This window comes from Mycolicibacterium sphagni (assembly GCF_002250655.1).
Taxonomy (GTDB): domain Bacteria; phylum Actinomycetota; class Actinomycetes; order Mycobacteriales; family Mycobacteriaceae; genus Mycobacterium; species Mycobacterium sphagni.
In genome coordinates, this window is record NZ_NOZR01000023.1 from 15,565 (window position 1) to 39,459 (window position 23,895).

The following is a 23,895-nucleotide window of genomic DNA, read 5'->3' on the forward strand; positions in this document are numbered from 1 at the left end:
AGGCAGTGAAGGCGCGCCTCCGGCATGGACGTGCCCTCCCAACAGCCACCGCACGGGCTGTCATTTAAGCCGTCGAGAGACTGTCTCCGAGTATCCGATTGACGGGTTCACCGACGCTGGCTCAACTCGTCGTGACCGACGGAGGCGATTTAGGAATCTTCAGCCATCGGCCGCCTAAGCTGAGGGGAATGAGGGCCCGCAATGTTGGGAACTGTGCACGTGGCATCTGAGGACGCGTTCGAGTCAATAGATGCGATGGCTGCGGCGGCCGGCTTCGTCGGCTTGCCATCAGACGGCGGAATCGTCATTTTGAACGCGGTCGGGGAGATCATGGCCGCATCCGCAGGAGCGCAAGACATTCTAGGGCTTTCCCTGGCCCAGCTGCGCGGCCGGACGTCGCAGGATCCGCGGTGGGCGGTCGTTGACGAGCTAGGCCAGCTCGTTGAGGGCGCGCATGCACCGGCAGCGATCGCCCTGCGTACGCGGACCGCGGTGCGTGGCCGGATCCTCGGTGTGCACCGGCCGCGCAGCGATCCAGCTGGTTACTATGCCTGGGTACACGTTGATGCCGTGCCGCTGGTCCACGCTAGCGGGCCCGCACCCTGGGCAGTCGTGATTGCTGTGAGGCCTGTGCGGGGCGAGCAACGACAGGCTTTGGAATTGCGCGCTTCCGAGCGGCTCTTTCGGATGATTGCCGAACACAGCTCCGACATGGTGGCCTGGCAGTTGCTGCCTGACACCACCTTCCTGTGGGTATCGCCTGCCGCGCGCACGGTACTGGGCGTCGACCCGGACTTCATCATCGGCACTGCTTGCATCGGGCTCGTCCATCCCGATGATCGCGCTGGGCTGGCCAAGTCTTGGTGCGCCGCGGCGGATGTCCCACCGAAGCCAACCGTGCGCATGCAGCACGCCGACGGCTCCTATCGATGGGTCGAGATCACTGCCCATGTCCTTCCTCATCTAAACCGCAAACCGCAACAGATGATCACGGCGTATCGCGACGTCAGTGACCGTGTGATCGCCGAACGAGCTCGCGATGCCGCGGTGCGCAGTTTCGAGTTGGCAATGAGCAGCTCCACCATCGGTGTCGCGTGGCCCCGGCGTAACGGCACATTGGGGCGGGTTAACCCTGCCCTATCCAGGATCCTGGGCCGTAGCGTCGACGAACTGCTTGGACACTCCTTGCGAGAATTCGCCGCGGACGATGATTGGGGTCTGGACGACCCTCTTGTCATTGTGCAGACCGAATCACTCGGCTATCACGAGAGCGAGCGGCGCTTTGTTCGGCCAGATGGGACAGAGGTCTGGTGCCAGTACACCGTGATCGGATTGCGCGACGAGTCCGACGCCATCACTAATTGCCTTCTGCAACTGCAGGACATCACAGCTCAGAAAACGGCAACAGCCCAGCTTGAACAGCTGGCGGTCACCGATCCTCTCACCGGATTGCCCAACCGCACGGTCCTCGGGGATCGCCTTACTCGCGCCCTGGACGAGGCTCGCAACACCGGGACATCCGTCGGAGTGCTGTTCATCGATCTCGACCGGTTCAAGGATGTAAACGACACGTTGGGCCATGACGCTGGCGACGGCCTATTATGTGAAGTTGGCATACGGCTCACCACCGTGGTGCGACACACCGATACTGTCGTCCGCCTCGGCGGGGACGAGTTCGTCGTCGTGCGTGAGCAACTGTCCTCGGCCACTGAGTTGGACGATCTTGCCGACCGGATTAACGACATCTTTGCTGCGCCGTTCGTAATCAATGGCAACCCGCTGCGCGTCTACGCCAGCATCGGTCGTGTCGCCGCCGGTGGCACGTTCACCGCCGACCAACTGCTTTCTGAAGCAGATGAAGCAATGTACCGAGCCAAACGCAGTGGTCGGCCGCGCTAACAGCCGAGGCGACTTTTCTCCAGCTCGATCTCGTCGATGCATCTATTGTCAACCTATGCGAGGCGATCCAGATTACGAAGGCGGCAAGCGGAAAATGAAGACCACAGCCAGTTCCAGGCAAAGGGCCGCTTCTGAGGAACAACACAATTCCAGTGGGGGCTGATAGTCATCGGCCGATATGCCCGCGCCTGTGTAGCATGACGGGCTCAATGCTGTAGTCGACAAGATTCTGCGCCGATGGAACCGAGCTCAACGAAGGGTGACCAGGTGTGGCAGCGCTGAAGGACAAGCGACTTGATTTGAGCGGCAGGGGTTTCCATGTCCCGGTACTTGAGTCCGAGCCGCACGTCGGCGGCGAACGCTGATCATCGGCATAGAGGGCTGATTGATTGTCTGCGCTGCGTCCATGCATTTCAACGCCTGCAAGTGCGCTGTTGAGTCTTATCGACGAGGGTGATCGAGGTGGCCGGATTTCAGCCGACCGCGGGGAGTGCGCGGCGCCCGCCCCCCTGAGGTCCAGCCGTCGGCGGCGGAGACCGAATCCAGATCTACCACAGCTTCTTCGTCCATTCTGGCGGTGAGGCCGTCGCGCCGGACTTGTGGGGGAACCTTCGAACCGCCGGGCACCATCGTCGCCTGGCTAGTGGCGCAACAGTTGCCTTGCCCGTCCTCGATCACCACCTCGACGAACTTGATCCGACGACCGCTGCGCAATGACGTTGCGCGAAGCGTGACCGGCGCAAATGCTGGTCGGTGGAATTCGATATGCAGAGAGCCAGTCGCGGGCAGCTGCCTGGAGTCACACAGCCGCACGGCTAGAGCAGCCATCGCCTGATCTGCCGCAGCAGCCAACATCCCCTCGGCGATCGCACCATCGCGACTGGGGGACAGCGGAGCTCGCTCTAACTGAAAGGACGCCCATGTCTCGCCAAATTCGACGCACCGCAAGCCAATGTCCCGACAGAATGGCAACTTGTTGACCCATTCGAGCCAATCGGCAGTCTCGCCGGCCATTGGATACCACTCATGCTGAGCGCCTGGATCTCGGTTGGCAGCGATCGCCACAGAAAATTCTGCGGGTTCGACGTCGCGTGTCGGTCGGTTAGCCATGACCTCGACCGGAAGCCGCGGGTCGCGGGCGACATCGTCGCGGATCCGGGATGCAGGTGTTTCTCTGATTTCCACAACCGCATTGGCGCCGAGGTCTGCCACGGGCGTGTGGTGTGCGCTCGTATCGAGGCGTGGGCTGGGGCTCATGACATTGCTGCGGCGATCCGCGCGTAGTGAAAGTTCGGTCCGCCAAAGAGATGTTGCGACGATTTGGCGCGACGCAAGTACAGGTGCGCGTCGTGCTCCCACGTGAAACCCATGCCGCCATGAACCTGGATGCAAGCTGACGCCGCGTGAACCAGCGCTTCGGAGGCGGTGATCGCAGCGATGCCGGCGGCGACCGACAGTTCTGTTTCATCGCCTACCTCGTAGTGGCTGGCAAAATCCACTGCGGCCCTAGCTGATTCGATTGAGATCAGCATGTCGGCACACTTGTGTTGCACAGCTTGAAACGAACCGATCGGCCGGCCGAACTGTTTACGGGCCCTCGCGTACTCCACAGCCGTGTCCAGACAGGCTTGTGCGGCTCCCAGTTGTTCAGCGGCAAGCGCGATTCGCGATTCGTCGAGAGTGCGCGCGAGAGTTGACCTTCCCTGGTTTGGCGCACCGATCATGCGTGCGCACGCCTGATCCAGTCGCAGTCGTCCTAGCCTGCGCGTGCGATCGAACGGTTCACGGGGAAGGCATTCAATTTCCGCCTGAGACGTATCGGCAGCAAAGATCGTCGGACCATCCTCCGTCGTGGCGACGACGAGCACAAAATCAGCTGAACACGCATCGAGAACAATGTCGTCGCTACCGGTGACCGTCCAGCACCCCGGTGTGCTGCCGGGGTGGGCCTGGAAGTCACCATCGCCGCCGATTCCCGCAGCTGCGCTATAAGCCACAGTCGCGGTTCGTTCGCCAGAGAGGAGGCTGGGCAGCAGCTCGCGTTGAGCGTCGTGGTCGCCGGAATGGAGCAACAAACGTGCCGCCAGGACCGCGGTGGCTAGATACGGCGAACTAAACAGCGCGCGCCCCATCTCTTCCATCGTGATGCACAGCTCGACTAAGCCTGCCCCGGAACCGCCGTACCACTCAGGCAACGCAAGCCCAGGCAGTTCCATCTGCTGTGCAACGAGTCGCCAAACTTCCCAGTCATAGCTATCGGATTCGGAGATGCGGCGCACCTGTGGGCTAGTCGAGTGCTCCTGCATTAGGGCGCGTGCCGCAGCTCGCAACTCGATCTGCTCCGGTGAAGGCAACAACCTCATTTGGCGCCTGAAGAGCTGACAAACATAGACATAACCCTAGCATCTGGACCAAACGATTGGTTGTATAGATTGGGGCCAGGGACGGATGCTGGTCTGGAGGCGAAGTCTGACGCACCGAACGAACTGCGAGCCAGAACGTCCGGTGCGGTTATCTCTGGTCACGACCGACATGCGCGACGCTCCTTCGTGCATTCCAAACCGAAGAGGTGCGTATGCCAAATCCCGCTCGTGCGTTTGCGCAAGCTCACTGCCTGTCGGAGGAACAGGTCAGTGCCGCGGAACTGGCGGGGCGTATTGCCGCAGGCTATGAGGCGAAGTCGTTCGGAGACCGCGACGCCGTTCGCGAGCTTTGGTCCAAACTGGTAAACGCTGGTTTTGCTGGGATGTCGCTGCCCGAAAAGTATGGTGGCGCAGGGTCGGGCCTACTTGAACTCTGCCTGGTGATGGAGCGTACGTCCGCTGCCGGATTTCCTGCGGCGAAGCTCATTCTATCGCAGGGGATCGTCGGTCCAATCCTTTTGCGCAGCGGTTCATCTGAGCAGTGTGACCGTTGGCTTCCACCAGTCGCTGCTGGAGATATCGAGTTCAGCTTTGCACTGACTGAGGCCGATGCTGGATCGAACCCTAGTCGTATGCGCACCGTCGCCGAGCCGGTTGGGGATGGCTCTTGGCGACTCCGTGGTGAAAAGTGTTACATCACGGCCGTGGACGACTCAGCTGCGATGTTGGTCGCGGCTCAGACGCCATCAGCGGATGGCCTGACGCTGTTCATTGTTGAGGAACCCGTCCAGCGGCTGGGTCTTACCAGGATGAACATCGACATCTCGTTGTTCGAATCGCAGTTTGTGGTTCATTTCGACGACGTAGTGGTCGGGCCCGACGCCATTGTCGGCGAGCCGGGGAACGGCTTGTCGGCGTTGTTCCATGGGCTGAATCCTGAACGGCTTCTCACAGGTTCGCAGGCGGTGGGCCTAGGCAGGTGGGGTCTGGACCGTGCCTGTCGGTACGCCAACTCGCGCGCTGTCTTCGCACACCTCATCGGGGCGCATCAGGCGGTGCAGCACCCGCTCGCGGAATCCTGGCTTCAGCTCGAGGCGGCCTGGGGTCTGATGATCGCTGCGGCGCGGGGATACGATCGCGGCGAAGCCGTTGGTGTCGAGTGCAATGCCGCGAAAGTCCTTGCCTGCGACGCCGGTTGGCTGGCACTCGACCGGGCTCTCCAGACCTACGCAGGCAGCGGATTCGTGGCAGACCATCGCCTCATCGAACGCCTGATGGTGGCGCGGCTGTTCAAGATTGCGCCGGTTACCCGGGAAATGGCGTTGAACCACATCGCAGCGGAAGGCTTGGGGCTTCCAAAGTCTTACTAGTACAACGCCTTTGCCCAGATTTGCGGGGCAATCGGCTGCAATGAATACCATACCGAGCGAATCGATACCGACGGGCGTCCCAATTCGGCCGACGCTCGTGTCACCTCGATCTGAGCGACGGCGATGTCTCGCACGTGCGGCCAAGCTGACCAGCGCGCCTACCTCACCTGGTGGTTTGACCGACGGAAGAAGCTCAGTAGTATGACAACCAAACGATCGGTTGTAACGGAAGAGATTCGGTGAAACTGCCCCTTGACATCAGCAGTGTGCTCGAATTCGAGGACACCATAGCGAGGGCCGCGTTTCGAGACGAGTTCCGCTGCTGGCTTGCCGATGCCTTGCCCACGGGATGGCGCGCCGCCCAAATGCAGGGCGATCGTGGCCGCATGCGGGCATACCGCAAGGTCTGGGACGAGGTCGCCTGGCACCAGACCATGGGCGAAGCAGGGTATCTGGCGGTCCACTGGCCGACTGAATACGGGGGCCGGGGCCTGAGTCTGGCGGAACACTTCGCCGTGCAGGATGAGGTCGCACGCGCCGGGGTTCCGATGATGGGCCTTGCCATCCTCGCAGTGGGCCTCTGTGGCCCAACCATCATGGAGTGGGGAACCGACGAGCAGAAGAATGTCTACCTGCCGGGGATCGCGAGCGGTCGAGACATCTGGTGTCAGCTGTTCTCAGAGCCAGGCGCTGGTAGCGATCTGGCGTCGGTGACAACACGCGCCGATCGAAGAAGCGATGGCGGATTTGCGGTACGTGGACAAAAGGTTTGGACCTCGTTGGCCCAACATGCGCGGTACGGCATGTTGCTTGCCCGGACCGATGCCGCCGCGGATAAACACCACGGCTTGTCGTGGATGATCGCTTCGCTTCGTGACGACGAAGCGCATCCACGCCCGGGCTACACCATCAGGCCGTTGCGGATGATCACTGGCGAGGCACATTTCAACGAGGTATTTCTCGACGGCCTGTTGGTCGGCCAAGACGAGGTACTCGGGCCTGTGGACGCAGGTTGGCGTGTGGTGCGCACGACGCTGCTCAACGAACGTATGGCGATTTCCGGCGCTTCGTTCGATCAGGGAGACAACCTGGCGGATATCCTGCGCGCGGTGACCGAACGGGGTATCGGCACCGACCCGTATGTCCGTCGCGCACTGGCGGGACTGTTTGTCGACCAGTCGATTCGCGATATTCTGGCGCACCGATCGCTGGAGCGCAAGCTTGCTGGAGCTCCGCCGGGCCCCGAGGAATCAATCAACAAGATTCTGATGGCCAGGTTCAATCAAGCGCGCACTGAACTCAACCTGGACCTGGCGGGCATCGAGGGCGTTGTTGTCGATCATGATGGCCCGCAGCCGTCCGCAGATCTCCACTTTGGTTATCTACGAGCCCGTGCGAATTCCATCGAGGGTGGGACGGTTGAAGTTCTGCGCAACGTAATAGCTGAACGGCTGTTGGGTCTCCCTAAAAGTCTCTGAGTTGCTGGGGCATTCGGTCCCGTGAAAGAGGAATTGTTATGAGAAGGACCATCTTTGACTCCGACCACGAACAATTCCGCCAGACGGTCATGGCGGCGCTCGAACGCGACATTGCGCCTCGCGTTGAGGCGTTTGAGCGGCAGGGGCATATCGACCGTGATGTGTTTGTACAGCTCGGCGAACTGGGGATCATCGGCATTCAAGTACCCGAACACTTCGGAGGCGGTGGCCAGCGGAGTTTCAAGTTCAATGCGGTGATTTTCGAGGCCAGTGCACACACGCGGATCCCCTTGGGAGCGCTGCAGGTACACATGAACGTGGTGATGCCGTACTTCCTAAAATACAGCACACCAGCGCAGCAGCAACGATGGTTCCCCGGCCTCGCTTCGGGTGAGACTTTGACTGCGATTGCGATGACCGAGCCTGGTGCCGGATCTGACCTTGCGGGAATAGCCGCCGCAGCGACTCCGCGTGGCGATGGCGGCTATCTGCTTTCGGGAAGTAAGACTTTTATCACCGGCGGTTACAACGCCGACCTGGTCGTCGTCGTGGCGCGAACTTCAGCGGAGGAAAACAGGCGCTCGGGAATGAGTTTGCTGGTCGTCGAAGAAGGCATGACCGGTTTCGCCCGCGGACGCAAGCTGTCCAAACTCGGGCTCGGCACTCAAGATACGGTTGAACTCTTCTTCGACGAGGTCTATATTCCTCCGGACAATGTGCTTGGTGAGACAGGCGCAGCCTTCACGCTGCTTGCGTCCAATCTGCCCCAGGAGCGGCTATCCATTGCGCTCAGCGCGGTCGCGATGTCGGAAGCCGCACTCACGGAGACGATCGCCTATACCAAGGGCCGCAACGTTTTCGGCAAGCCTTTGAGCACCTTCCAAAATTCGAAGTTCGAGTTGGCCGATATGGGCGCTTCAGTGACGGCAGCGCGGGTACTGGTCGATCATGCTTTAGAGGCCCTCGATGCGGGCGCTTTGACTCCTGCGGACGCAGCGCGAGTTAAGCTGTTCACGACCGAGCTTCAGGGCCGGGTCGTAGATCGATGTCTGCAGTTGCACGGCGGATACGGCTACATGCGTGAGCAACCGATTACACGCATGTACGCCGATGCGCGGGTGTCCCGCATCTATGGCGGGTCCAGCGAGGTGATGAAACTCATCATCAGCAAGGACATGGGTCTGTAAATCGGACCAGCAACGCCAGCTGAATCAGTTCGTCGTTCCTACCGAACGCCTTTCGGCTGAGCGGGCCGGCCGGGCGTCGCCCGGACTGCTGCACGTTGCGCGGCCCGTAACACCTGCTCGAGATCGACGTCTTGATCGACATTGTGTGCAAGGTCCGCTTCGTGATCAGGCATTAACGGTGACCCGAGCGTTCTCTTGTGTCCCGTCCGGTGTTGCCGAGGTTCGCAGACCACACCGCCAAGAATCAAGTCAGCGAACTGATCTCCCAGCGCCTCTGGACTGATACTGCCCTCGGGGCTGTACCAGCGATACATCCAATTCATCATGCCGAAGATGCCCATACTGACCGACTTTGCGTCGAGGTCGGGGCAGACGACCCCTTCGGCCTGCCCTTGGCGCAGCAGTGTCCGCAGGTAGCCGTCGTAGACGTCGCGTTCGGCAACGATCACCTGGCGCCGCGCCGCGCTCAAGGAGCGGAAATCGTGGATGAAGACTGAGGCGAAGGTGAAGTTCTCCACGAAATGGGCGACATGGCCCTTGATGAACATCCGCAGTTTGAGGTGGACGCTACCGTCGACCGGCTGCCATCGCACCATGTTGGCCAATGAGGTTTGATGAACCTTGTCGATGATCGCAAACAGGAGATCATCCTTGGTCGTGATGTAATGGTAGAGGCTGCCCTTGAGCATGCCGATACGTGACGCCAGTTCGGTGAGGCCGGTTGCATCGTAACTCTTTTCGACAAACAGCTGCGCCGCTGCGTCCACGATCTCTTGCCCTTTCGGAGTGGCGAGAGCGGCGAGTAAGCGAGAGGTCTCATCGCGTTCCGCCGCAGCGAGCACGGGTTGCTCAGCACCCGATTCCGCCGCTTCATCCGCCACCGTCTCCACCTCTCGGGGTCTGGCCAAGGTAGTTGAACCCTTCTTCTCCGTACCGCGTCAGCGGGTCGATCGACCTGCCAAACAGTCGTTAGCCTACCCCGAAACCGACGAGTCGACTGTCGGCCCGGTTTGGTCACGGCCGAAACAGTCTTTAGGCGCGCACTTTCCGGTAACGACCCCTGAATCGCGCGGTAAGCGATGGCACGGTTCGTTGACAGAGAAGTGATCGCGCCGCATACTTACAACCAAACGATCGGTTGAGGAGCGAAGCTGTGCGATTCGGTATTTTTACCACTCTGGAAGACGCGGGGTTGGCGCACGATGCGGGGTATGAGGAGTTCTTGGATCAGGCCGTGCTCGCAGAAGAGCTGGGCTATGACAGCGTCTGGCTAGCCGAGCACCACGGGTCGGCCTACGGCACGATCCCGCGACCGAGTATTTTCGCGACGGCAGTGGCGATGCGCACCAGCCGAATAAGGATAGGGACGCTGGTGACGATCCTGCCGTTCTGCAACCCCGTGCGCACCGCGGAGGACTGGGCGATGGTCGACGTGCTCAGCGGTGGCCGAGTGGATCTAGGGGTGGGTCGGGGCTATCAACCGTCAGAATTCGCGCTGATGGGTGCCGATCCGACCTTCAGTCGGGAGGTATTTTCCGAAGGTCTCGAAGTGCTTCTGGGGCTGTGGCGTAACGAATCGTTCAGCTTCACCGGCAAGCATTTCACATTGCGTGATGCGCAAGTGTTCCCGAGGCCGATCCAGTCCGGCGGGCCACCTGTGTGGGTAGGGGCCCTAAGCCCGGAAGGCTTCGCAGTCGTGGCCAAACATGGACTCAACCTGGCCATGCAACCGACGATGATGCCGATGCCAGTGCTCAAAGATGCGGCTGTAGAGGCTGCGCGCACTCTCATCGACCATGGGCGCCGTCCGGAATCAATCGACTTCCCGCTGCAGATGATGGTGCACATCGCCCCAACCAAGGCCAAAGCTCGCGAGATCGCCCATGAGCCAATCAATTGGTTCTTCGACCGCGTTCTGACCAAAGTGCCGGGGGCACAGGGCCCCGCGGCCGCCAGCTACGAGTTCTACAAACAAGTCGCCGATCAAATGAGTGGAGCCGTAAGCCTTGCCAGCCTCGAAGAAGCCGGCATCGTTATGGTTTGCGATCCTGATCAGGCGATCGAGACCCTGACTCAACTGCAAACTGATATCGGTACTAAACAGTTCTCAGCCTGGATGCGCTTTGGCGGCCTAGCCGATGAACACGTGCGCAACTCGATGAAGCTCTTTGCCGCCGAGGTCATGCCACATATCCCGACCGACTCGCCAACACCGGCAGCCTTCACCAATAGTGAAATCGAACCGTTCACCACATCAGTCTGACGGTGGCCATGAAGTTCCAACCGCCGACGACGGGGGTCGCTGAACGCATCGCCCCCGACGACGAAACTCTGTTGTTGCGAAGCAGTTTGGGCAAACTACTGCGCGATGCGGCTCGTAGGTGGCCAGACCGCGAAGCAGTCGTTTATTCCACGCAGCCTGACGTGGACGCGGTCCGGTGGACATTCGGCGAGCTCGACGCCCAGGCCACGGATCTCGCGGCGGGCCTCTGTGCCGCGGGGTATCAACCTGGTGAGCACATCGCCGTGTGGGCGCCCAATTATCCCGAGTGGATTCTGCTGGAGTGGGCCGCTGCTCGAGCGGGCCTGGTGTTGGTAGCTCTTAACCCGCTGTACCGCGCCGCGGAGTTGGCGTTCGCGCTCCGGGTCACCGCTACAGTGGCGATCTTCGTGGTCGACGAACTGAAAGGTATGCGGCCTGCTGAGCTGGTGGCCACAGTCCGTGAGCAGGTTCCGAGTCTGCGCGACGTTTATCAGCTGCGTTCGGATCTGCCCGCTCTAGCGAGGCGAGGGGGCGCTGTTGAACTCTCTTGCCGCACTGTGGACCCGACACAGCCAATGATGGTCCAATTTACTTCGGGCACTACTGGGGTCCCGAAAGCAGCTCAGCTAACCCACCAAGGTCTCGCAACTACTGGGCGCGACCTTCTGCGGCGACTGGGCGTGCAACCGGGAGATCGAATCGCACATGGGTTTCCGCTGTTCCACGTGGGCGGCTCGGGCGTCCTGACTCCTGCGACAGCATCGGTGGGATACACCACTTTGCCGTTGGTCATCTTCGAGGCGGGCCGGGCCCTGGACCTGTTGGAGTCCGAGAGGTGTACGGGATTCTTCGGGGTTCCAACGATGTTGCTGGCGATGCTTGAGCATCCTTCTCTGCCCGAACGGGATCTGTCCTCCTTACGGTTGATCGTTGTCGGTGGAGCAGTCTTGCCGGTCGACCTTGTTCGGAAAGTAGAGCAGGCGTTTGGCGTCGGCGTGCTCAACGTGTACGGACAGACCGAGTGCTCAGGAGTCATGGCCTCGGCGTTGGCCACCGACAGCGCCGAATTGAAAGCTGAATCTGTTGGAGTGCCACTGCCTGGAGTGTCGGTCAAGATCGTCGACACAGAAGGCGCGGTCGTCGCCTGCGGAGTAGCGGGCGAGCTCCTGTATCGCGGGCCAGGCGCGATGGCTGGGTATCTCAATCCCGAATCGTCGGATACCGATTCGGCCCCAGTCGGGTCGGATAGCTGGCTCGCTACCGGCGACATAGCATCCATGGATGACTCTGGCTACCTGAGGATCTCGGGCAGGGTCAAGGAGATGGTGATCCGAGGTGGCGAGAATCTGTCGCCCGCCGAGATCGAGGGCGTACTTCTTGGCCATCCCGACATCGCAGAAGTCGCCGTTGTCGGGGTGCCGGATAGGTATTACGGCGAAGAATTGTGTGCGGTAGTGCGTACCGTCAGCGGAGCCGACGTGGACCAGGACTCAGTCCGGCAATGGTGCTCAGATCGTGTCTCACGTTGGAAGGTGCCGCGCTACGTCGTGACGGTGCACGAGTTTCCGATGACTCCAGCGGGCAAGATTCGGAAGTTTTTGGTCGCAGAGCAGATGGCCGTTCAACTGGGCCTCGACACGGTTGTTAATGGCTAGGTCACGTTCATCCCCCAACATCTCGCAGCGTTGTGGCGACCTATCAGGTAGCAGCACCGTCGGCGGGGCGCCCTCGTGCCCGATCTCTTCTGGAGCCGTTATTGTCGCCGGTCTTAGCTTCAGGGGTGAGACTAGCGGGCAACCGGTGGCGAGGCTGTCGGCAGTTTTGCTTGACACACCGCCGGGGGCATTTCTCGCTGCGGCTACTCTCAAACGCTGGCCGGCGATCCGCGAACAGGTCGGATTCTGCATCACAGTCGATACCCGCTGCCAAGTGCCGCGCAGTTACTTCCTTCGGTCTTGCCGGGGAGACGTCCGTCGAAGTGGCTCAGCCACCGTCTGTCTTGACCGTAAGGCCTCGACTGGCAGGGTGCGCTCATGGATGGAACGCGCAGTGCACCAAGAGATCGAGGTAGCCGACCACACCACGGTGGTCGGCCGCGCGGAGTTGTTGGAAGCCAAGGGTTCGTGTGGCCCGGGGGTGCATCTCCGGGTCGGAGATCACCTCCTGTCGAGCACGACCTTCCACGACCCCCCACCACTCGCTGGCGATCGGCCACCGAACTCACCGAATGGGAGAAATGGATGTCCGTTAGGACGACAATCTACGTCGACGGCCAGTGGGCATCGTCCGTTAGGGGGTCAGTGATTGACGTTGAGAATCCGGCCACCGGTGAGATCATCGCTCGTGTGCCGGCCGGAACCTCAGCTGATGTGGACGCCGCGGTCACAGCGGCCCGCCGTGCCTTCGACTCGTGGTCGCAGACGTCCTACGCCGAGCGGGCCGAGATGTTGAAGGGTCTGGGCGCTGCGCTGATAGCCAGATCCAAAGACATGGCGGCCACCATAACCGCCGAAATGGGCTGCCCGATAACGACGTCCACGCGCCTGCAAGTTTCGTTGCCGCAGATGATTCTGAGCAGCTACGTCGACATACTCGAGTATTTCCGCTTTGACGAGCAGGTAGGAAATACCCTCGTTACTCGAGAACCAGTCGGTGTGGTCGGCGCCATCACGCCGTGGAACTATCCGCTTCATCAGATCGTCTGCAAGTTGGCCCCCGCCCTCGCCGCGGGTTGCACAGTCGTCGTCAAGTCCAGCGAGCTTGCGCCTACCGTCGCCTATGAGCTGTTTGATGCACTACACGAGGTGGGCTTCCCCGCCGGCGTGGTGAACTTGGTGCCGGGTTATGGAACCGAGGCCGGCGAGGCGCTTGCATCGCACCCGGGCATCGATATGGTGTCGTTCACCGGGTCCCGGCGCGCAGGTGTCCGCGTCGCGGAACTGGCTGCGCCCAACGTCACAAGAGTGACGTTGGAGCTAGGCGGGAAGTCGGCGAATGTCATCCTTCCTGACGCGGATCTCGGCACGGCGGTCAAGGCGGGAGTTGCCTCGGCGTTTCTTAACGGTGGCCAGACGTGTACGGCCTGGACACGGATGCTTGTTCACGCCGATGTCTATGACGAAGCGGTTGAACACGCGGCTGCTCTGAGCACACGCTACGCACCTGGCGACCCGACGCAGCCCGACACGAGGCTGGGACCGCTGATCAGCGCGACACAGCGCGACCGGGTGCGAGGACTGATCCGCCAGGCCGTCGATGAAGGAGCGCGGATCGCGGCGGGGGGCACTGCAGTGCCCGATGGGTGCGACGCCGGCTACTTTATCGCTCCAACGGTATTGGCGGATGTTGATCCGAATTCCACAGTGGCTCAGGAAGAAGTCTTCGGCCCGGTTCTCAGCGTGCTGCGGTACACCAACGAACAGCAGGCATTGGACATCGCCAACAACTCCCGTTACGGACTGTCGGGGGCGGTGTGGTCAGCGGACGAGGCGCGCGCATTGAAGTTTGCACGTCGCGTGCGCACTGGATCTGTTGACATCAACGGCGGTAGATACAACCCCGTTGCGCCCTTCGGTGGTTACAAACAGTCGGGTGTAGGCCGGGAGAACGGGGTTGAAGGGCTGCGAGAATATCTGGAAATCAAGGCAATTCAGCGATGACGATACGTTCTGGCAATGGCGGCGCTGCGCTGCGCCGCGCTGCCGTCGTGATGCCCGTGCGCACTCCCGTGGGCAAGTTCGGCGGATCCCTTCGGACAGTGCCAGTCGAAGACCTCGCTGCCACCGTTGTCCGTGAGGTCGCGCGTCGCTCCGGCATCGATCCCGAGCGCATCGATGACATCTGCTTCGCGCAGGCCTACGCGAATTCTGAAACCCCGTGCATTGGCCGCTGGGCTGGCTTACACGCTGGCTTACCGGTCGGTGTTCCCGGATTTCACACGGACCGACGTTGCGGCGGGGGACTGCAGGCGATTGTCACCGCGGCCATGATGGTTCAGACCGCCACGGCCGATGCTGTACTCGCTGGCGGTGTCGAAAGCATGAGCAACATCGAGTTCTACAGCACCTCGGCCCGCTGGGGTGCGAGGTCAGGTACTCAGCCGCTATACGACCGTCTCGATCGTGGTCGCGAGCGATCGCAACCCGAAGCGCGCTTTGGGCCTATATCAGGGATGGTGCAGACCGCGGAGAACCTGGCGGCACAGTTCGGCATATCTCGCGATTCGGCCGACGAATACGCGGCGCGCAGCCATCAGCGAGCCGCCGCGGCGTGGCAGGCGGGACATTTCGACGGCGAAGTCGTGACGGTTACAGTGCCCCCGCACGGTCGCAGCCCAGCCTCGCTGGTTGCGCGCGACGAAGGAATACGCGCAGACTCGACTGCCGCGGCGCTAGCGGACCTTCCGCCGCTGCAGCCGTCAGGCACGGTTACTGCAGGCAACTCCAGTCAACAAAACGATGCTGCGGCTGCGTGTTTGATCGTGGCCGACGATAAGCTCGACGTACTGGGGCTGGAGCCAATCGGTTATCTCATCGGGTGGGCGAGCACCGGTTGCGAGCCCGCGGCAATGGGCTTGGGCCCCGTTTCAGCCGTGGCGAAGCTCTTCGAGAGAACCGGTATGACCTGGGACAAGGTCGACTTGGTCGAACTTAACGAAGCTTTCGCTGTGCAGGTGCTGGCCGTGCTGGCCGGCTGGGGATGGAACGAACCCGACAAACTCAACGTCAACGGATCAGGCATCTCACTTGGTCACCCGATCGGGGCCACCGGTGCCCGGATGCTCGCAACAGGCCTTCACGAGCTCAACCGTCGCGGCGGTCGCTACTTGCTGGTCACCATGTGTATCGGCGGTGGCCAGGGCATGGCGGCGTTGTTCGAATCGGCCTAGTTGGAGAGAGGTATTTCATGACAGTCGCCTCCGAAGGACCAGAGCACTGATGGACAACGAATCATTTCAGCAGGTGCTCTCCGCAGTCCGCCATTTGGTGCGAACCGAGGTGATTCCCTGCGAGGACGAAATTGAGGAGACTGACGCGATACCGCCGCGCGTGCGGACGCTTGCCACCGACATGGGTCTATTCGGGTACGCGCTGCCGGCCGAACACGGAGGCCTGGGACTGTCGCTGTCCGAGGACATCCGTCTGGCTTTCGAATTCGGTTATACCGTTCCCGCGTTTCGATCGATGTTCGGCACTAACAACGGCATTGCTGGCCAGGTGATCGCGAAGTTCGGCACCGAACAGCAACGTCAGCTTTATCTCCCGCGGTTGGCGGCCGGTGCGATCGCCTCGTTCGCTCTCACCGAAGCCGAAGCGGGTTCTGATCCTGCGGGGCTACGCGCCACCGCGCGCCGTCAGGGCTCTGACTGGGTAATCAACGGCCGCAAACGCTTCATTACGAATGCAGCACTGGCCGATCTGCTCGTCGTGTTCGCGCGCACTGACCCCAACGCGAAGGGCGCAAAGGGCATCTCAGCCTTTATCGTTGATACCACGACTCCTGGAGTTGCGATTGGGCCCAAAGACCGCAAGATGGGTCAAGCTGGGGCATGGACATCCGAGGTGTCCTTTGACGATGTCCGAGTAGACGCGTCCCGGCTCCTCGGCGGGGCCGAGGGCGGCGGATTCGCCGCGGCATTGACGGTGCTGTCGCGCGGTCGGGTGCACGTTGCGGCCCTGTGTGTCGGTCTTGCTCAACGTATCTGCGACGAATCGGTGGCCTATGCGGCAATGAACAAGCAAGGCGGCCGTCCGATCGGCGAGTACCAGCTGGTCCAAGCGATGCTCGCCGAGTCGCATGCCGAACTGCTGGCGGGTCGAGCATTGGTTGTTGACGTTGCCACGCGCTATGACGCGGGCGAGGACACTACGGTCGGACCATCGTCAGCGAAACTCTTCTGCAGTGAGATGGTCAATCGCGTCGCTGACCGCGGCGTACAGGTCCACGGCGGCATGGGTTATATGCGGACGACTCCGGTTGAGCGATTTTTCCGCGACGCCCGGCTCTACCGAATATACGAGGGGACCAGTGAGATTCAGAAACTCGTCATCGGTCGAGAGCTAGTGCGCAAAAGGCAGAGCTCCACTGAGGGCCGCTGACCCTTCTCTTCCGCGGCGCGGAATACTTCGCAGCCGGTGACGCGGTGCTGGCCGCTTTGGAGCCAGCTAATTAGCCGCCAGGGATCCAGACGCTGAAGGTTGCAGCGGTGCAATCCGCGGCATCCGCCGGCGAGTGGGAGGCAGGAACCGACGAAGGTGGAAGGCTCGCCGACGAGGTCGCTGCGGGGAGGCGTGCTCGTTGCTGATCTTTCGGAGCTCCATGATTGGCCGCTGCGCTTATGGTTGGCCATAGGATTCCATCGGTTCGGGCCCCGCCCGACACGTGGCGTTTAGATGTCCAGCACAAGCCGCGCAGACTTAGCCCGGCTCACACAGATCATCATTGTGGTGTTGGTTGCTCGCTCGTCCTCATCGAGCACCTTGTCGCGATGATCGACCACACCGTCCAGAACGCGCGTCTCGCAGGTACCGCAAAATCCGACCTGGCAATCGAATTGCACCTCAGGTCGAACTTCGCGCACCGCAGCGAGAATGGAGCGATCAGCAGGCACAGAAATCGTTGTGCCAGATCGGTGCAGTTTCACTTCGAACGCCGAATCATCCATTCTGCTGACGTGTTCTGCCTCCGGATCGGCAACGAACCGTTCCAGTCGGAGGCTTTCGGTACGTCCCGCCCGCGCGCATTCGCGTTCGGTCGCACTCAACAGGCCTGGGGGCCCGCACGCATATATCTTCCATGTCTCGGAGATATCCATGATTTCGCCGTGGATGTCTGGGAACCCTTGCTCATCCTGCGGCACGTAGACAATGTTGCCGCCCACCATCTCGCCGAGTTCGCGAATGAATGCCAACGACTTCAATGTTCGTCCCCCATAGACCAACCGCCAGTCCCGCCGGGCTCGTTGAGCCATTCGGATCATCGGCAGGATAGGGGTAATGCCGATACCTCCGGCGATGAACAGATATCCCGGCGCCTCGACGAGCGGAAAAAGATTGCTCGGTCCTCCTACCCATAGTGTGTCGCCTTCGCGGACAGTCTTGTGAATCTCTGCTGAACCACCGCGCCCAGACTTCTCTAACAACACTGAGATGCGATATTGGGTGAGGTTGACGGGATCGTTGGACAGCGAATACTGGCGGATCAACCCAGACGGCAGTTCGCCGTGTACATGGGCGCCGGCCGACCAAGGCTGGAGAACTGCCCCGTCAGTGGGTTCCAGGTAGAGCGAACGGATTTCGTCAGTCTCGTGCTCAGTCTTGGTTACTACGAGGTCCATGCGTTCCGGCGTCACCGACGCTTCGCATCTCTGGGTGGCCGCGGTTGGCGGAACAATGGGAGAACTCCGGCGTCATTGCGCGGATGTTGCGGCGTTAAAGCTGTCATGCAAAAGGTGTAGCGCAGGCTCGTTGCGGCCGAACACCAGTGCGGACGGCGTGCCTGCCCGCAATGACCGAAAGACCCTTTCGGAAAGTGGATAGTCCTCGGTGTCTACGAGACTGAAGTTGTAGTCGAGGCCAGCGACGATCATCGACTTGAGATCGTCGTCGGCGGCACCGGTGACGATCTGATGGTCGGTTGTCGTGGACTCACCGACGACTGCTCCAGGCAGAACTTGATATGCGGACGCGCCGAAGTCTGTGGTCACTACCGCCACGTTAGGAAAAATAATGTAAACGATGAACATGTGCTGCCCGAGGACTGCTTGTGCCAATTCGCCGTCAGGCCTACCTCGCAGCTCATCGATGGGACCGAACGGGTATGTCATCCGGATGTGATGACCGAAATTGTCGACTTCCATCGTGTTCGGGATCGCGGTCGGGAGGGAATTGGTGTGCACATAGGGGAAGTGGTACGCCTCGCAATAGGTATCCATCGCGAGCTTGTAGTTCGACGCACACGATATCGTCCTCGTGTTTCCGGCAGTGAAGTTCGCCCAGCCGTGCGCGCCAAGTTCGGGCCCGAGGCCCGAAAGGTGGTCGTCGAGATCGAATTGCCCGTCGGGATCGGCGCAGGCAAAGATCATCCCGTATTTCTCCTGGACCGGAATAGCGGTCAATCCCCGTTGGGACCGGTCCAGGGGCGCGAAACCCTGATCGTGGGGTATGCCGGTGAGCTTGCCGTCGTGGTCGAACGACCACGCGTGGTACGGGCATACGATCCTGCGACCGATACACCCGGTGCCCTCTGGCAGCAGAGTCGCGCCGCGGTGTGTGCAGGAATTTCTGAAACCTCGCACCGATCCGTCTTTGCCGCGAAGGAAAATCATTGGCACTTGGGCGATTTCAATCGCCTTGTAGTCGCCGGCGTTGGGTAGTTCGGCAGACCACGCTACCCACAGTGGTGAGCGACGGAAGAGTTTGTCGACCTCGCCAGCAAACTGGTCGGGGTCGATATAGCCGCGGGCTGGCTCGAAGTAGACGTTGTCGGCTAGGCGAGTGGACTTAGCGTCCAGATGGCCAAGCAAACGCCGGACCAAGTCGGCGCGATCGACTCCTGCGGCGGGTTGGACTGCCGTGTCCATGAAGCGACTCCTCTGCGGTAGAACATGGAGAGCATAAGGCGCGTAGCAGCTCAGGGTCAACCAATCGATCGGTTTAATCCGGTCAGGTTTGGACGGCTTGACGACTCGACCTGCGTTGTCATCGTAGTCGGAGTAAAAGATGCGAAATCCTTGACGCCGCTGTCGCGTAGCCAATAGCATCGTAACCAATCGATCGGTTGGTCGAATTGATCCTCAAGGATGCGGAGGAATTCGGTGGTGGTGGCAGACCGGTCGGAGTTCTTCATCGGCGGCGGATGGGTGCGGCCGAGCACCTCGGACGTGATTGAGGTGATATCGCCAATCACCGAGAAGGTCCTCGCCGTCGCACCTGCGGGCAGCACGGCCGACATTGACGCCGCGGTCGCCGCCGCGCGAACAGCGTTCGCCTCCGGGCCTTGGCCGCGCATGACCGCAGCTGAGCGCGCCGACGTGTTGGATCGACTGGTCGCAGCCATCGCGGAGCGCAGCGCAGACTTCGCCATGACCATCACCGAGGAAAACGGGTCGCCGTTGGCTTTCTCCGAACTGGGACAAGTCGGGCTAGCCACCATGGCGCTGGCGTACTTTGCTGCCCTGGCACGTCATTTCGCTTTCGAGGAAGAGCGTGAGGGCCTGATGAGTCGGGCTCGGGTCATCAGATCACCGGTTGGCGTGGTGGGCGCCATCGTCCCGTGGAACATCCCGCTGTTGAGCATCGTCATGAAACTGGGCCCGGCATTAGCCGCTGGATGCACGGTAGTCGTGAAGCCCTCGCCCGAGACGCCGCTGGACAGCTACATTTTGGCTGAATGTCTTCTGCAGGCTGGCATTCCAGATGGGGTCGTTAACATCGTGCCCGGTGGGCGCGAAACGGGTGAACACCTCGTGAGCCACCCGGGCGTGGACAAGATCTCGTTCACAGGATCTGTAACCGCGGGTCAACAAATCGGGGCGCGCTGCGGTCGACTCCTGCGCCCTGTCACGTTGGAGCTCGGCGGCAAGTCGGCGGCGGTACTTTGTGAGGACGTCGATCTGTCCGCGACGATTCCTGCGCTCATCCCATCGATCATGGGCAACAACGGCCAGATGTGTGTAGCGCAGACCCGTGTGCTGGCCCCCCGCGCGCGTTACCACGATGTCGTGGAAGCGCTGGCGGCTGAAGTTTCAGCGCTATCAATTGGTGATCCCCGCGATAAGGCCACCGATGTTGGGCCGTTGGTATCTCAGCGCCAGCGCGACCGCGTCGAGAGTTACCTTCGGCTGGGTCGAAGCGAGGGTGCCAGGGTCGCGGCCGGTGGCGGTCGGCCAGATGCCAGTCCCATCGGCTGGTTCATCGAACCCACCGTGTTCGCTGACGTGGACAACGGGATGCGGATCGCGCAAGAGGAAATCTTTGGGCCGGTGGTAGCAGTCATTCCGTACGAGTCGTCCGCAGATGCGGTGCGGATCGCCAATGATTCGGTGTACGGATTGTCGGGGTCGGTGTGGGGAACCGATATCGACCAAGCCACCGCGATCGCACGTCAGGTCCGCACCGGCACGATCACCGTTAACGGCTTCGCTTTTGAATTTAACTGCCCGTTCGGCGGCGTCAAGTCCTCAGGGATCGGTCGCGAGTTTGGACCGGAGGGCCTGAGCGCGTTTCTTGAAGACAAGACGCTATGCGTCGCGAATACGACGTCGGCCATCTACACCTAGACCCAGACTTCGGTCTTCACCATCCTTGTACATACGACATCCCGATCACTCGAGAATTGAAAAAGGGCCAGATCATGCCAATGAAAGCTGCGGTTGTGCGCGAGCACGGGACCGTAAAGATCGAGGAAGTGCAGATCCCGGAGCCGGGTCGTGGTGAAGTGCGCGTTCGAATGGTCGCCACCGGACTGTGCCAAACCGATGTGATGGTTTGTGAGGGCGGCTTTCCCGCAACGTTGCCTGTGGTACTTGGCCACGAAGGCGCGGGCGTCGTCGACTCTGTCGGGCCCGGGGTAACCGGCCTCGCGATCGGCGACAAGGTTCTCATGACGATCGTGATGTGCTGCGGTTACTGCTTTCAATGTGAACGCGGTGATGGAGAGCTATGTGAAACACTGGCGCCGATGGCGATGACCAGCGCCATGCTCGACGGCACCGTACGATTGCATGACTCTGCCGGTGTTGAACTTCATCACTCGTTCTGTCAGTCGTCGCTGGCCGAATTTGCCGTCGTGCCACAAGAAGTCGTGACCAAGGTCCGCGACGACGCCCCTTTGGACCTGCTCTGCGTACTGGCCTGCGGGGCTACCACGGGGATCGGAGCGGTGCTGCGCCGCGCGAAGATCGAAGCCGGCGCTCATGTCCTGGTTGTCGGGGCTGGCGGTGTCGGTCTTGCCGCTGTGGCCGCGGCTAGACTGGCGGGCGCATCGACGATTCTGGTCTCCGATCCCGAAGTCCATCGCCGTGACGTAGCTATCAATATGGGCGCGACCCACACCATCGATCCACTCGAGAATGACCTGGTCGCCAAAGCTTTCGAGCTGACCGGGCGCGGCATGGACTACGCTTTCGATGCGGCTGGTGCTGCCAGCACTTTCGATCAATCTCTTGCCGCTATTCGTGCTGGCGGTGAAGTCGTCCTCCTCGCGATACACGCACTGACGGATGCGGTTTCGGTTCCGGTGCTAGCCATGCTGTTACAGAAGCGGGTCACCGGTTCGTCGCAAGGTTCGATCAAACCGCACACAGATCTACCAATCCTCGTCGATCTCGTGATGAGCGGCAAGCTTGCGCTGGAGCCTCTCATTGCTCGGCGTGTCGGTCTCGACGAACTCCCCGGCGCGATGAGCGATATGCAAAAGCATCCAGGCCGCACCGTGGTCGTGTTCCCACCCGCTGACGTCTGATTGTTTAGATCGGTGCGTTGACACGGGCGGCGGCGCAGCACATACTACGAAACCAAACGATCGGTTGGGAGACGAAGAGTGTGGGATCATCGCGATTGCCGAAGCTCGATGAAACTCGTCGCCGCCAGGTACTTCATCCGTCGATCGTTCGTCAGCGCACCGGTCCAGCTCCGCACAGCGACGACGGCCCAGTCGGATGTGTGCAATGGAACGGAGAAGTAACGAATGCCGACCAGAGTCGTTCGTGGGACCAGCCTGCATTACGCGGATCACGGTCGCGGAGACGTGGTACTGCTCATCCACGGCTACTGTATGAACTTGCATCTGTGGGATGCCCAGGTCGTGGAGCTGTCAAAGACCCATCGGGTTATCGCCCTCGACATGCCAGGGCATGGCAAGTCTGAGCCCTTGCAGCCAGGTTTCAGCTTCGAAGATGTCGGGCAGCTGTTCCTCGCGTTCCTCGACGCGCTCGAGGTCAACGAGTTTCACGTGGCTGGGATGTCGCAAGGCGGCTTTACCGCACTTCGGATGGCCCTGGCCGCACCTCAGCGGGTTCGTAGCCTTGTTCTCGTCGCCAGTGCGCCCAGAGGCAAGGTTAACGAGGCGTTTTCGGGGATGGTCCAAGGTTTTCGAGACGGCCAACGCGACACCATCATCCCGATGGTGGTGACGTTGCAGATGGAACCAGGTACCGCTGATCGTGACCCCGACCTGATCAAGAAGCAGATCGCGGCGATCGACCATGAACTCTCGGATGAGTCTCTCATCGCGTTCGGGGAGGCGGTACTCACTCAGACCGACGTGACTGATCGGTTGCCGGACATCAGCGTGCCTGTCCTGCTAATCCATGGCGATGCCGACAGCGGCATTCCCGTGAGTGAAGCACGGGAAGCCGCCAAGCTGTTTCCGAACGTTCGTTTAATCGAGATCGCCGGAGGCGGTCACAACATCAACATCCAGAGTGCGAGCGAGGTGTCTGCAGCCTTGTCAAGTTTCTATCGCAGCTTCTGAAATCCATTGAAAGCAAGAGAAAGACACGAATCTATGACCGCAACAGAAGACCGAGCGGCGTCGGTCTCTTCTGGGCCTCTGCCGACGCTTCCACCGACGATTACCTACGAGCCGCGTGGGCATATCGTGATCATCACGATCAACCGTCCCGAAGCACTCAACGCACTGAGCATTGACATGATGGCGGGAATCGACGCCGCGTTTGCGGCCTTCAACGCCGATCCCGATCTCTGGGTTGCCGTCTTCACCGCAGCGGGTGAGAAATCGTTTTGCGCCGGTGGCGATCTCGACGAAACCATTAATTTGTTGACCAGCAATCAGCGTAATCAACTGATCCCCGACGACACCAAGCGCTTCTTTTCCGATGTGTTCAAGCCGATTGTGGCGGCGGTCAACGGCTACTGCATCGCGGGTGGCCTGGAAATGCTTCAGGGCACCGATATCCGAATTGCTGCCCCGCATGCCAGTTTCGGGTTAGGGGAAGTCCGCTGGGGCCTAGTGCCAGGAGGCGGCTCTCACATCAGGCTGCCACGGCAGATCCCCTGGGCGGTCGCGATGGAGATCCTGTTGCTGGGCCGCACAATCGACGCCGCCCGAGCACGCGAAGTCGGCCTGATCAACGAAATTGTGCCGATGGACCAACTCCTTGACCGCGCGATCGCGATCGCTGAACTGCTCTGCACCAATGGACCGGTGGCGGTACGCACTGCAAAAGAGATCAGCGTGCGAGCAATGAACCTCGAGCCGGGGTTCGTGCTGGAAGGTGCGTTGTCGGAAAAGGCTTTCGCGAGTGACGACGCCAAGGAAGGTCCGCGTGCATTTCTTGAGAAGCGGCGGCCCGAATTCAAAGGGCGGTGAATT

At 60.9% G+C, this 23,895-nt stretch carries 18 protein-coding genes; 13 read left to right on the forward strand and 5 right to left on the reverse strand.

Going from position 1 to position 23,895, the window contains the following annotated elements; genetic code table 11:
• The first annotated feature begins 255 nt into the window (after positions 1 to 255).
• The gene (locus CG716_RS22695; protein ID WP_165774257.1) at positions 256 to 1,899 is read left to right on the forward strand and encodes a sensor domain-containing protein; all 1,644 of its coding nucleotides are present in this window, start codon (positions 256 to 258) and stop codon (positions 1,897 to 1,899) included.
• A 441-nt stretch (positions 1,900 to 2,340) separates the two neighbouring features.
• On the opposite strand, the gene CG716_RS22700 is transcribed toward CG716_RS22695, so the two are convergent.
• Both CG716_RS22700 and CG716_RS22705 read right to left on the reverse strand, forming a co-directional pair.
• On the reverse strand, positions 2,341 to 3,111 hold the full coding sequence (locus tag CG716_RS22700) for a PaaI family thioesterase (RefSeq protein WP_165774258.1): 771 nt from the start codon (positions 3,109 to 3,111) through the stop codon (positions 2,341 to 2,343).
• A gap of 41 nt (positions 3,112 to 3,152) precedes the next feature.
• Entirely contained in the window at positions 3,153 to 4,253 is a 1,101-nt protein-coding gene (locus CG716_RS22705; protein ID WP_165774259.1) for an acyl-CoA dehydrogenase family protein, read from the reverse strand.
• Positions 4,254 to 4,474: 221 nt separating this feature from the next.
• Here CG716_RS22705 and CG716_RS22710 point away from each other — a divergent pair, with 221 nt between their 5' ends.
• The 3 genes from CG716_RS22710 (at position 4,475) to CG716_RS22720 (ending at position 8,297) form a co-directional block, all read left to right on the forward strand.
• Positions 4,475 to 5,632 (forward strand): acyl-CoA dehydrogenase family protein, encoded by a 1,158-nt coding sequence (locus CG716_RS22710; RefSeq protein WP_094483380.1) that lies wholly within the window; start codon positions 4,475 to 4,477, stop codon positions 5,630 to 5,632.
• Positions 5,633 to 5,871: 239 nt separating this feature from the next.
• Positions 5,872 to 7,110 (forward strand): acyl-CoA dehydrogenase family protein, encoded by a 1,239-nt coding sequence (locus CG716_RS22715; RefSeq protein ID WP_094483381.1) that lies wholly within the window; start codon positions 5,872 to 5,874, stop codon positions 7,108 to 7,110.
• Positions 7,111 to 7,148: 38 nt separating this feature from the next.
• Entirely contained in the window at positions 7,149 to 8,297 is a 1,149-nt protein-coding gene (locus CG716_RS22720) for an acyl-CoA dehydrogenase family protein (RefSeq protein ID WP_094483382.1), read from the forward strand.
• Between the two features lie 38 nt (positions 8,298 to 8,335).
• Here CG716_RS22720 and CG716_RS22725 read toward each other — a convergent pair whose 3' ends face one another.
• Positions 8,336 to 9,178: a TetR/AcrR family transcriptional regulator gene (locus CG716_RS22725; protein ID WP_165774260.1), complete on the reverse strand. Its 843-nt coding sequence runs from the start codon at positions 9,176 to 9,178 to the stop codon at positions 8,336 to 8,338.
• Between the two features lie 272 nt (positions 9,179 to 9,450).
• Here CG716_RS22725 and CG716_RS22730 point away from each other — a divergent pair, with 272 nt between their 5' ends.
• The 5 genes from CG716_RS22730 (at position 9,451) to CG716_RS22750 (ending at position 16,658) form a co-directional block, all read left to right on the forward strand.
• Entirely contained in the window at positions 9,451 to 10,560 is a 1,110-nt protein-coding gene (locus CG716_RS22730; protein WP_165774261.1) for an LLM class flavin-dependent oxidoreductase, read from the forward strand.
• 8 nt (positions 10,561 to 10,568) lie between these two features.
• Entirely contained in the window at positions 10,569 to 12,215 is a 1,647-nt protein-coding gene (locus CG716_RS22735) for an AMP-binding protein (protein ID WP_094483454.1), read from the forward strand.
• Between the two features lie 585 nt (positions 12,216 to 12,800).
• On the forward strand, positions 12,801 to 14,219 hold the full coding sequence (locus CG716_RS22740) for an aldehyde dehydrogenase family protein (RefSeq protein WP_094483385.1): 1,419 nt from the start codon (positions 12,801 to 12,803) through the stop codon (positions 14,217 to 14,219).
• A 29-nt stretch (positions 14,220 to 14,248) separates the two neighbouring features.
• Complete coding sequence (locus CG716_RS22745; RefSeq protein ID WP_094483455.1) at positions 14,249 to 15,448, forward strand: acetyl-CoA C-acetyltransferase; 1,200 nt, start codon at positions 14,249 to 14,251, stop codon at positions 15,446 to 15,448.
• A gap of 49 nt (positions 15,449 to 15,497) precedes the next feature.
• Positions 15,498 to 16,658, forward strand: a complete 1,161-nt coding sequence (locus CG716_RS22750; RefSeq protein WP_094483386.1) for an acyl-CoA dehydrogenase family protein — start codon at positions 15,498 to 15,500, stop codon at positions 16,656 to 16,658.
• 290 nt (positions 16,659 to 16,948) lie between these two features.
• Here the strand turns inward: CG716_RS22750 and CG716_RS22755 are convergent, their stop codons facing one another.
• Both CG716_RS22755 and CG716_RS22760 read right to left on the reverse strand, forming a co-directional pair.
• Positions 16,949 to 17,911, reverse strand: a complete 963-nt coding sequence (locus tag CG716_RS22755; protein ID WP_234817978.1) for a PDR/VanB family oxidoreductase — start codon at positions 17,909 to 17,911, stop codon at positions 16,949 to 16,951.
• Positions 17,912 to 17,968: 57 nt separating this feature from the next.
• Positions 17,969 to 19,201 (reverse strand): aromatic ring-hydroxylating oxygenase subunit alpha, encoded by a 1,233-nt coding sequence (locus CG716_RS22760; RefSeq protein WP_234817984.1) that lies wholly within the window; start codon positions 19,199 to 19,201, stop codon positions 17,969 to 17,971.
• 180 nt (positions 19,202 to 19,381) lie between these two features.
• On the opposite strand from CG716_RS22760, the gene CG716_RS22765 reads away from it, so the two are divergent.
• The 4 genes from CG716_RS22765 (at position 19,382) to CG716_RS22780 (ending at position 23,892) form a co-directional block, all read left to right on the forward strand.
• The gene (locus CG716_RS22765) at positions 19,382 to 20,839 is read left to right on the forward strand and encodes an aldehyde dehydrogenase (protein ID WP_207760752.1); all 1,458 of its coding nucleotides are present in this window, start codon (positions 19,382 to 19,384) and stop codon (positions 20,837 to 20,839) included.
• Positions 20,803 to 22,023 carry a zinc-binding dehydrogenase gene (locus tag CG716_RS22770; protein ID WP_094483390.1) on the forward strand — a complete coding sequence of 407 codons (1,221 nt, stop codon included), beginning with the start codon at positions 20,803 to 20,805 and terminating at the stop codon, positions 22,021 to 22,023. The genes CG716_RS22765 and CG716_RS22770 overlap by 37 nt, the downstream gene beginning before the upstream one ends.
• A 225-nt stretch (positions 22,024 to 22,248) precedes the next feature.
• On the forward strand, positions 22,249 to 23,034 hold the full coding sequence (locus CG716_RS22775; RefSeq protein ID WP_094483391.1) for an alpha/beta fold hydrolase: 786 nt from the start codon (positions 22,249 to 22,251) through the stop codon (positions 23,032 to 23,034).
• A 33-nt stretch (positions 23,035 to 23,067) separates the two neighbouring features.
• A complete protein-coding gene (locus CG716_RS22780; RefSeq protein ID WP_094483392.1) occupies positions 23,068 to 23,892 on the forward strand; it encodes an enoyl-CoA hydratase-related protein in 825 nt (274 codons plus the stop codon).
• The last annotated feature ends 3 nt before the right edge of the window (positions 23,893 to 23,895 follow it).

Bases quoted from the DNA above. Each gene is read 5' to 3' on its own strand.
- CG716_RS22735 (WP_094483454.1), top strand. From the start codon at position 10,569: ATGAAGTTCCAACCGCCGACGACGGGGGTCGCTGAACGCATCGCCCCC.
- CG716_RS22750 (WP_094483386.1), top strand. From the start codon at position 15,498: ATGGACAACGAATCATTTCAGCAGGTGCTCTCCGCAGTCCGCCATTTG.
- CG716_RS22740 (WP_094483385.1), top strand. From the start codon at position 12,801: ATGTCCGTTAGGACGACAATCTACGTCGACGGCCAGTGGGCATCGTCC.
- CG716_RS22710 (WP_094483380.1), top strand. From the start codon at position 4,475: ATGCCAAATCCCGCTCGTGCGTTTGCGCAAGCTCACTGCCTGTCGGAG.
- CG716_RS22775 (WP_094483391.1), top strand. From the start codon at position 22,249: ATGCCGACCAGAGTCGTTCGTGGGACCAGCCTGCATTACGCGGATCAC.
- CG716_RS22770 (WP_094483390.1), top strand. From the start codon at position 20,803: ATGCGTCGCGAATACGACGTCGGCCATCTACACCTAGACCCAGACTTC.
- CG716_RS22780 (WP_094483392.1), top strand. From the start codon at position 23,068: ATGACCGCAACAGAAGACCGAGCGGCGTCGGTCTCTTCTGGGCCTCTG.
- CG716_RS22695 (WP_165774257.1), top strand. From the start codon at position 256: ATGGCTGCGGCGGCCGGCTTCGTCGGCTTGCCATCAGACGGCGGAATC.
- CG716_RS22720 (WP_094483382.1), top strand. From the start codon at position 7,149: ATGAGAAGGACCATCTTTGACTCCGACCACGAACAATTCCGCCAGACG.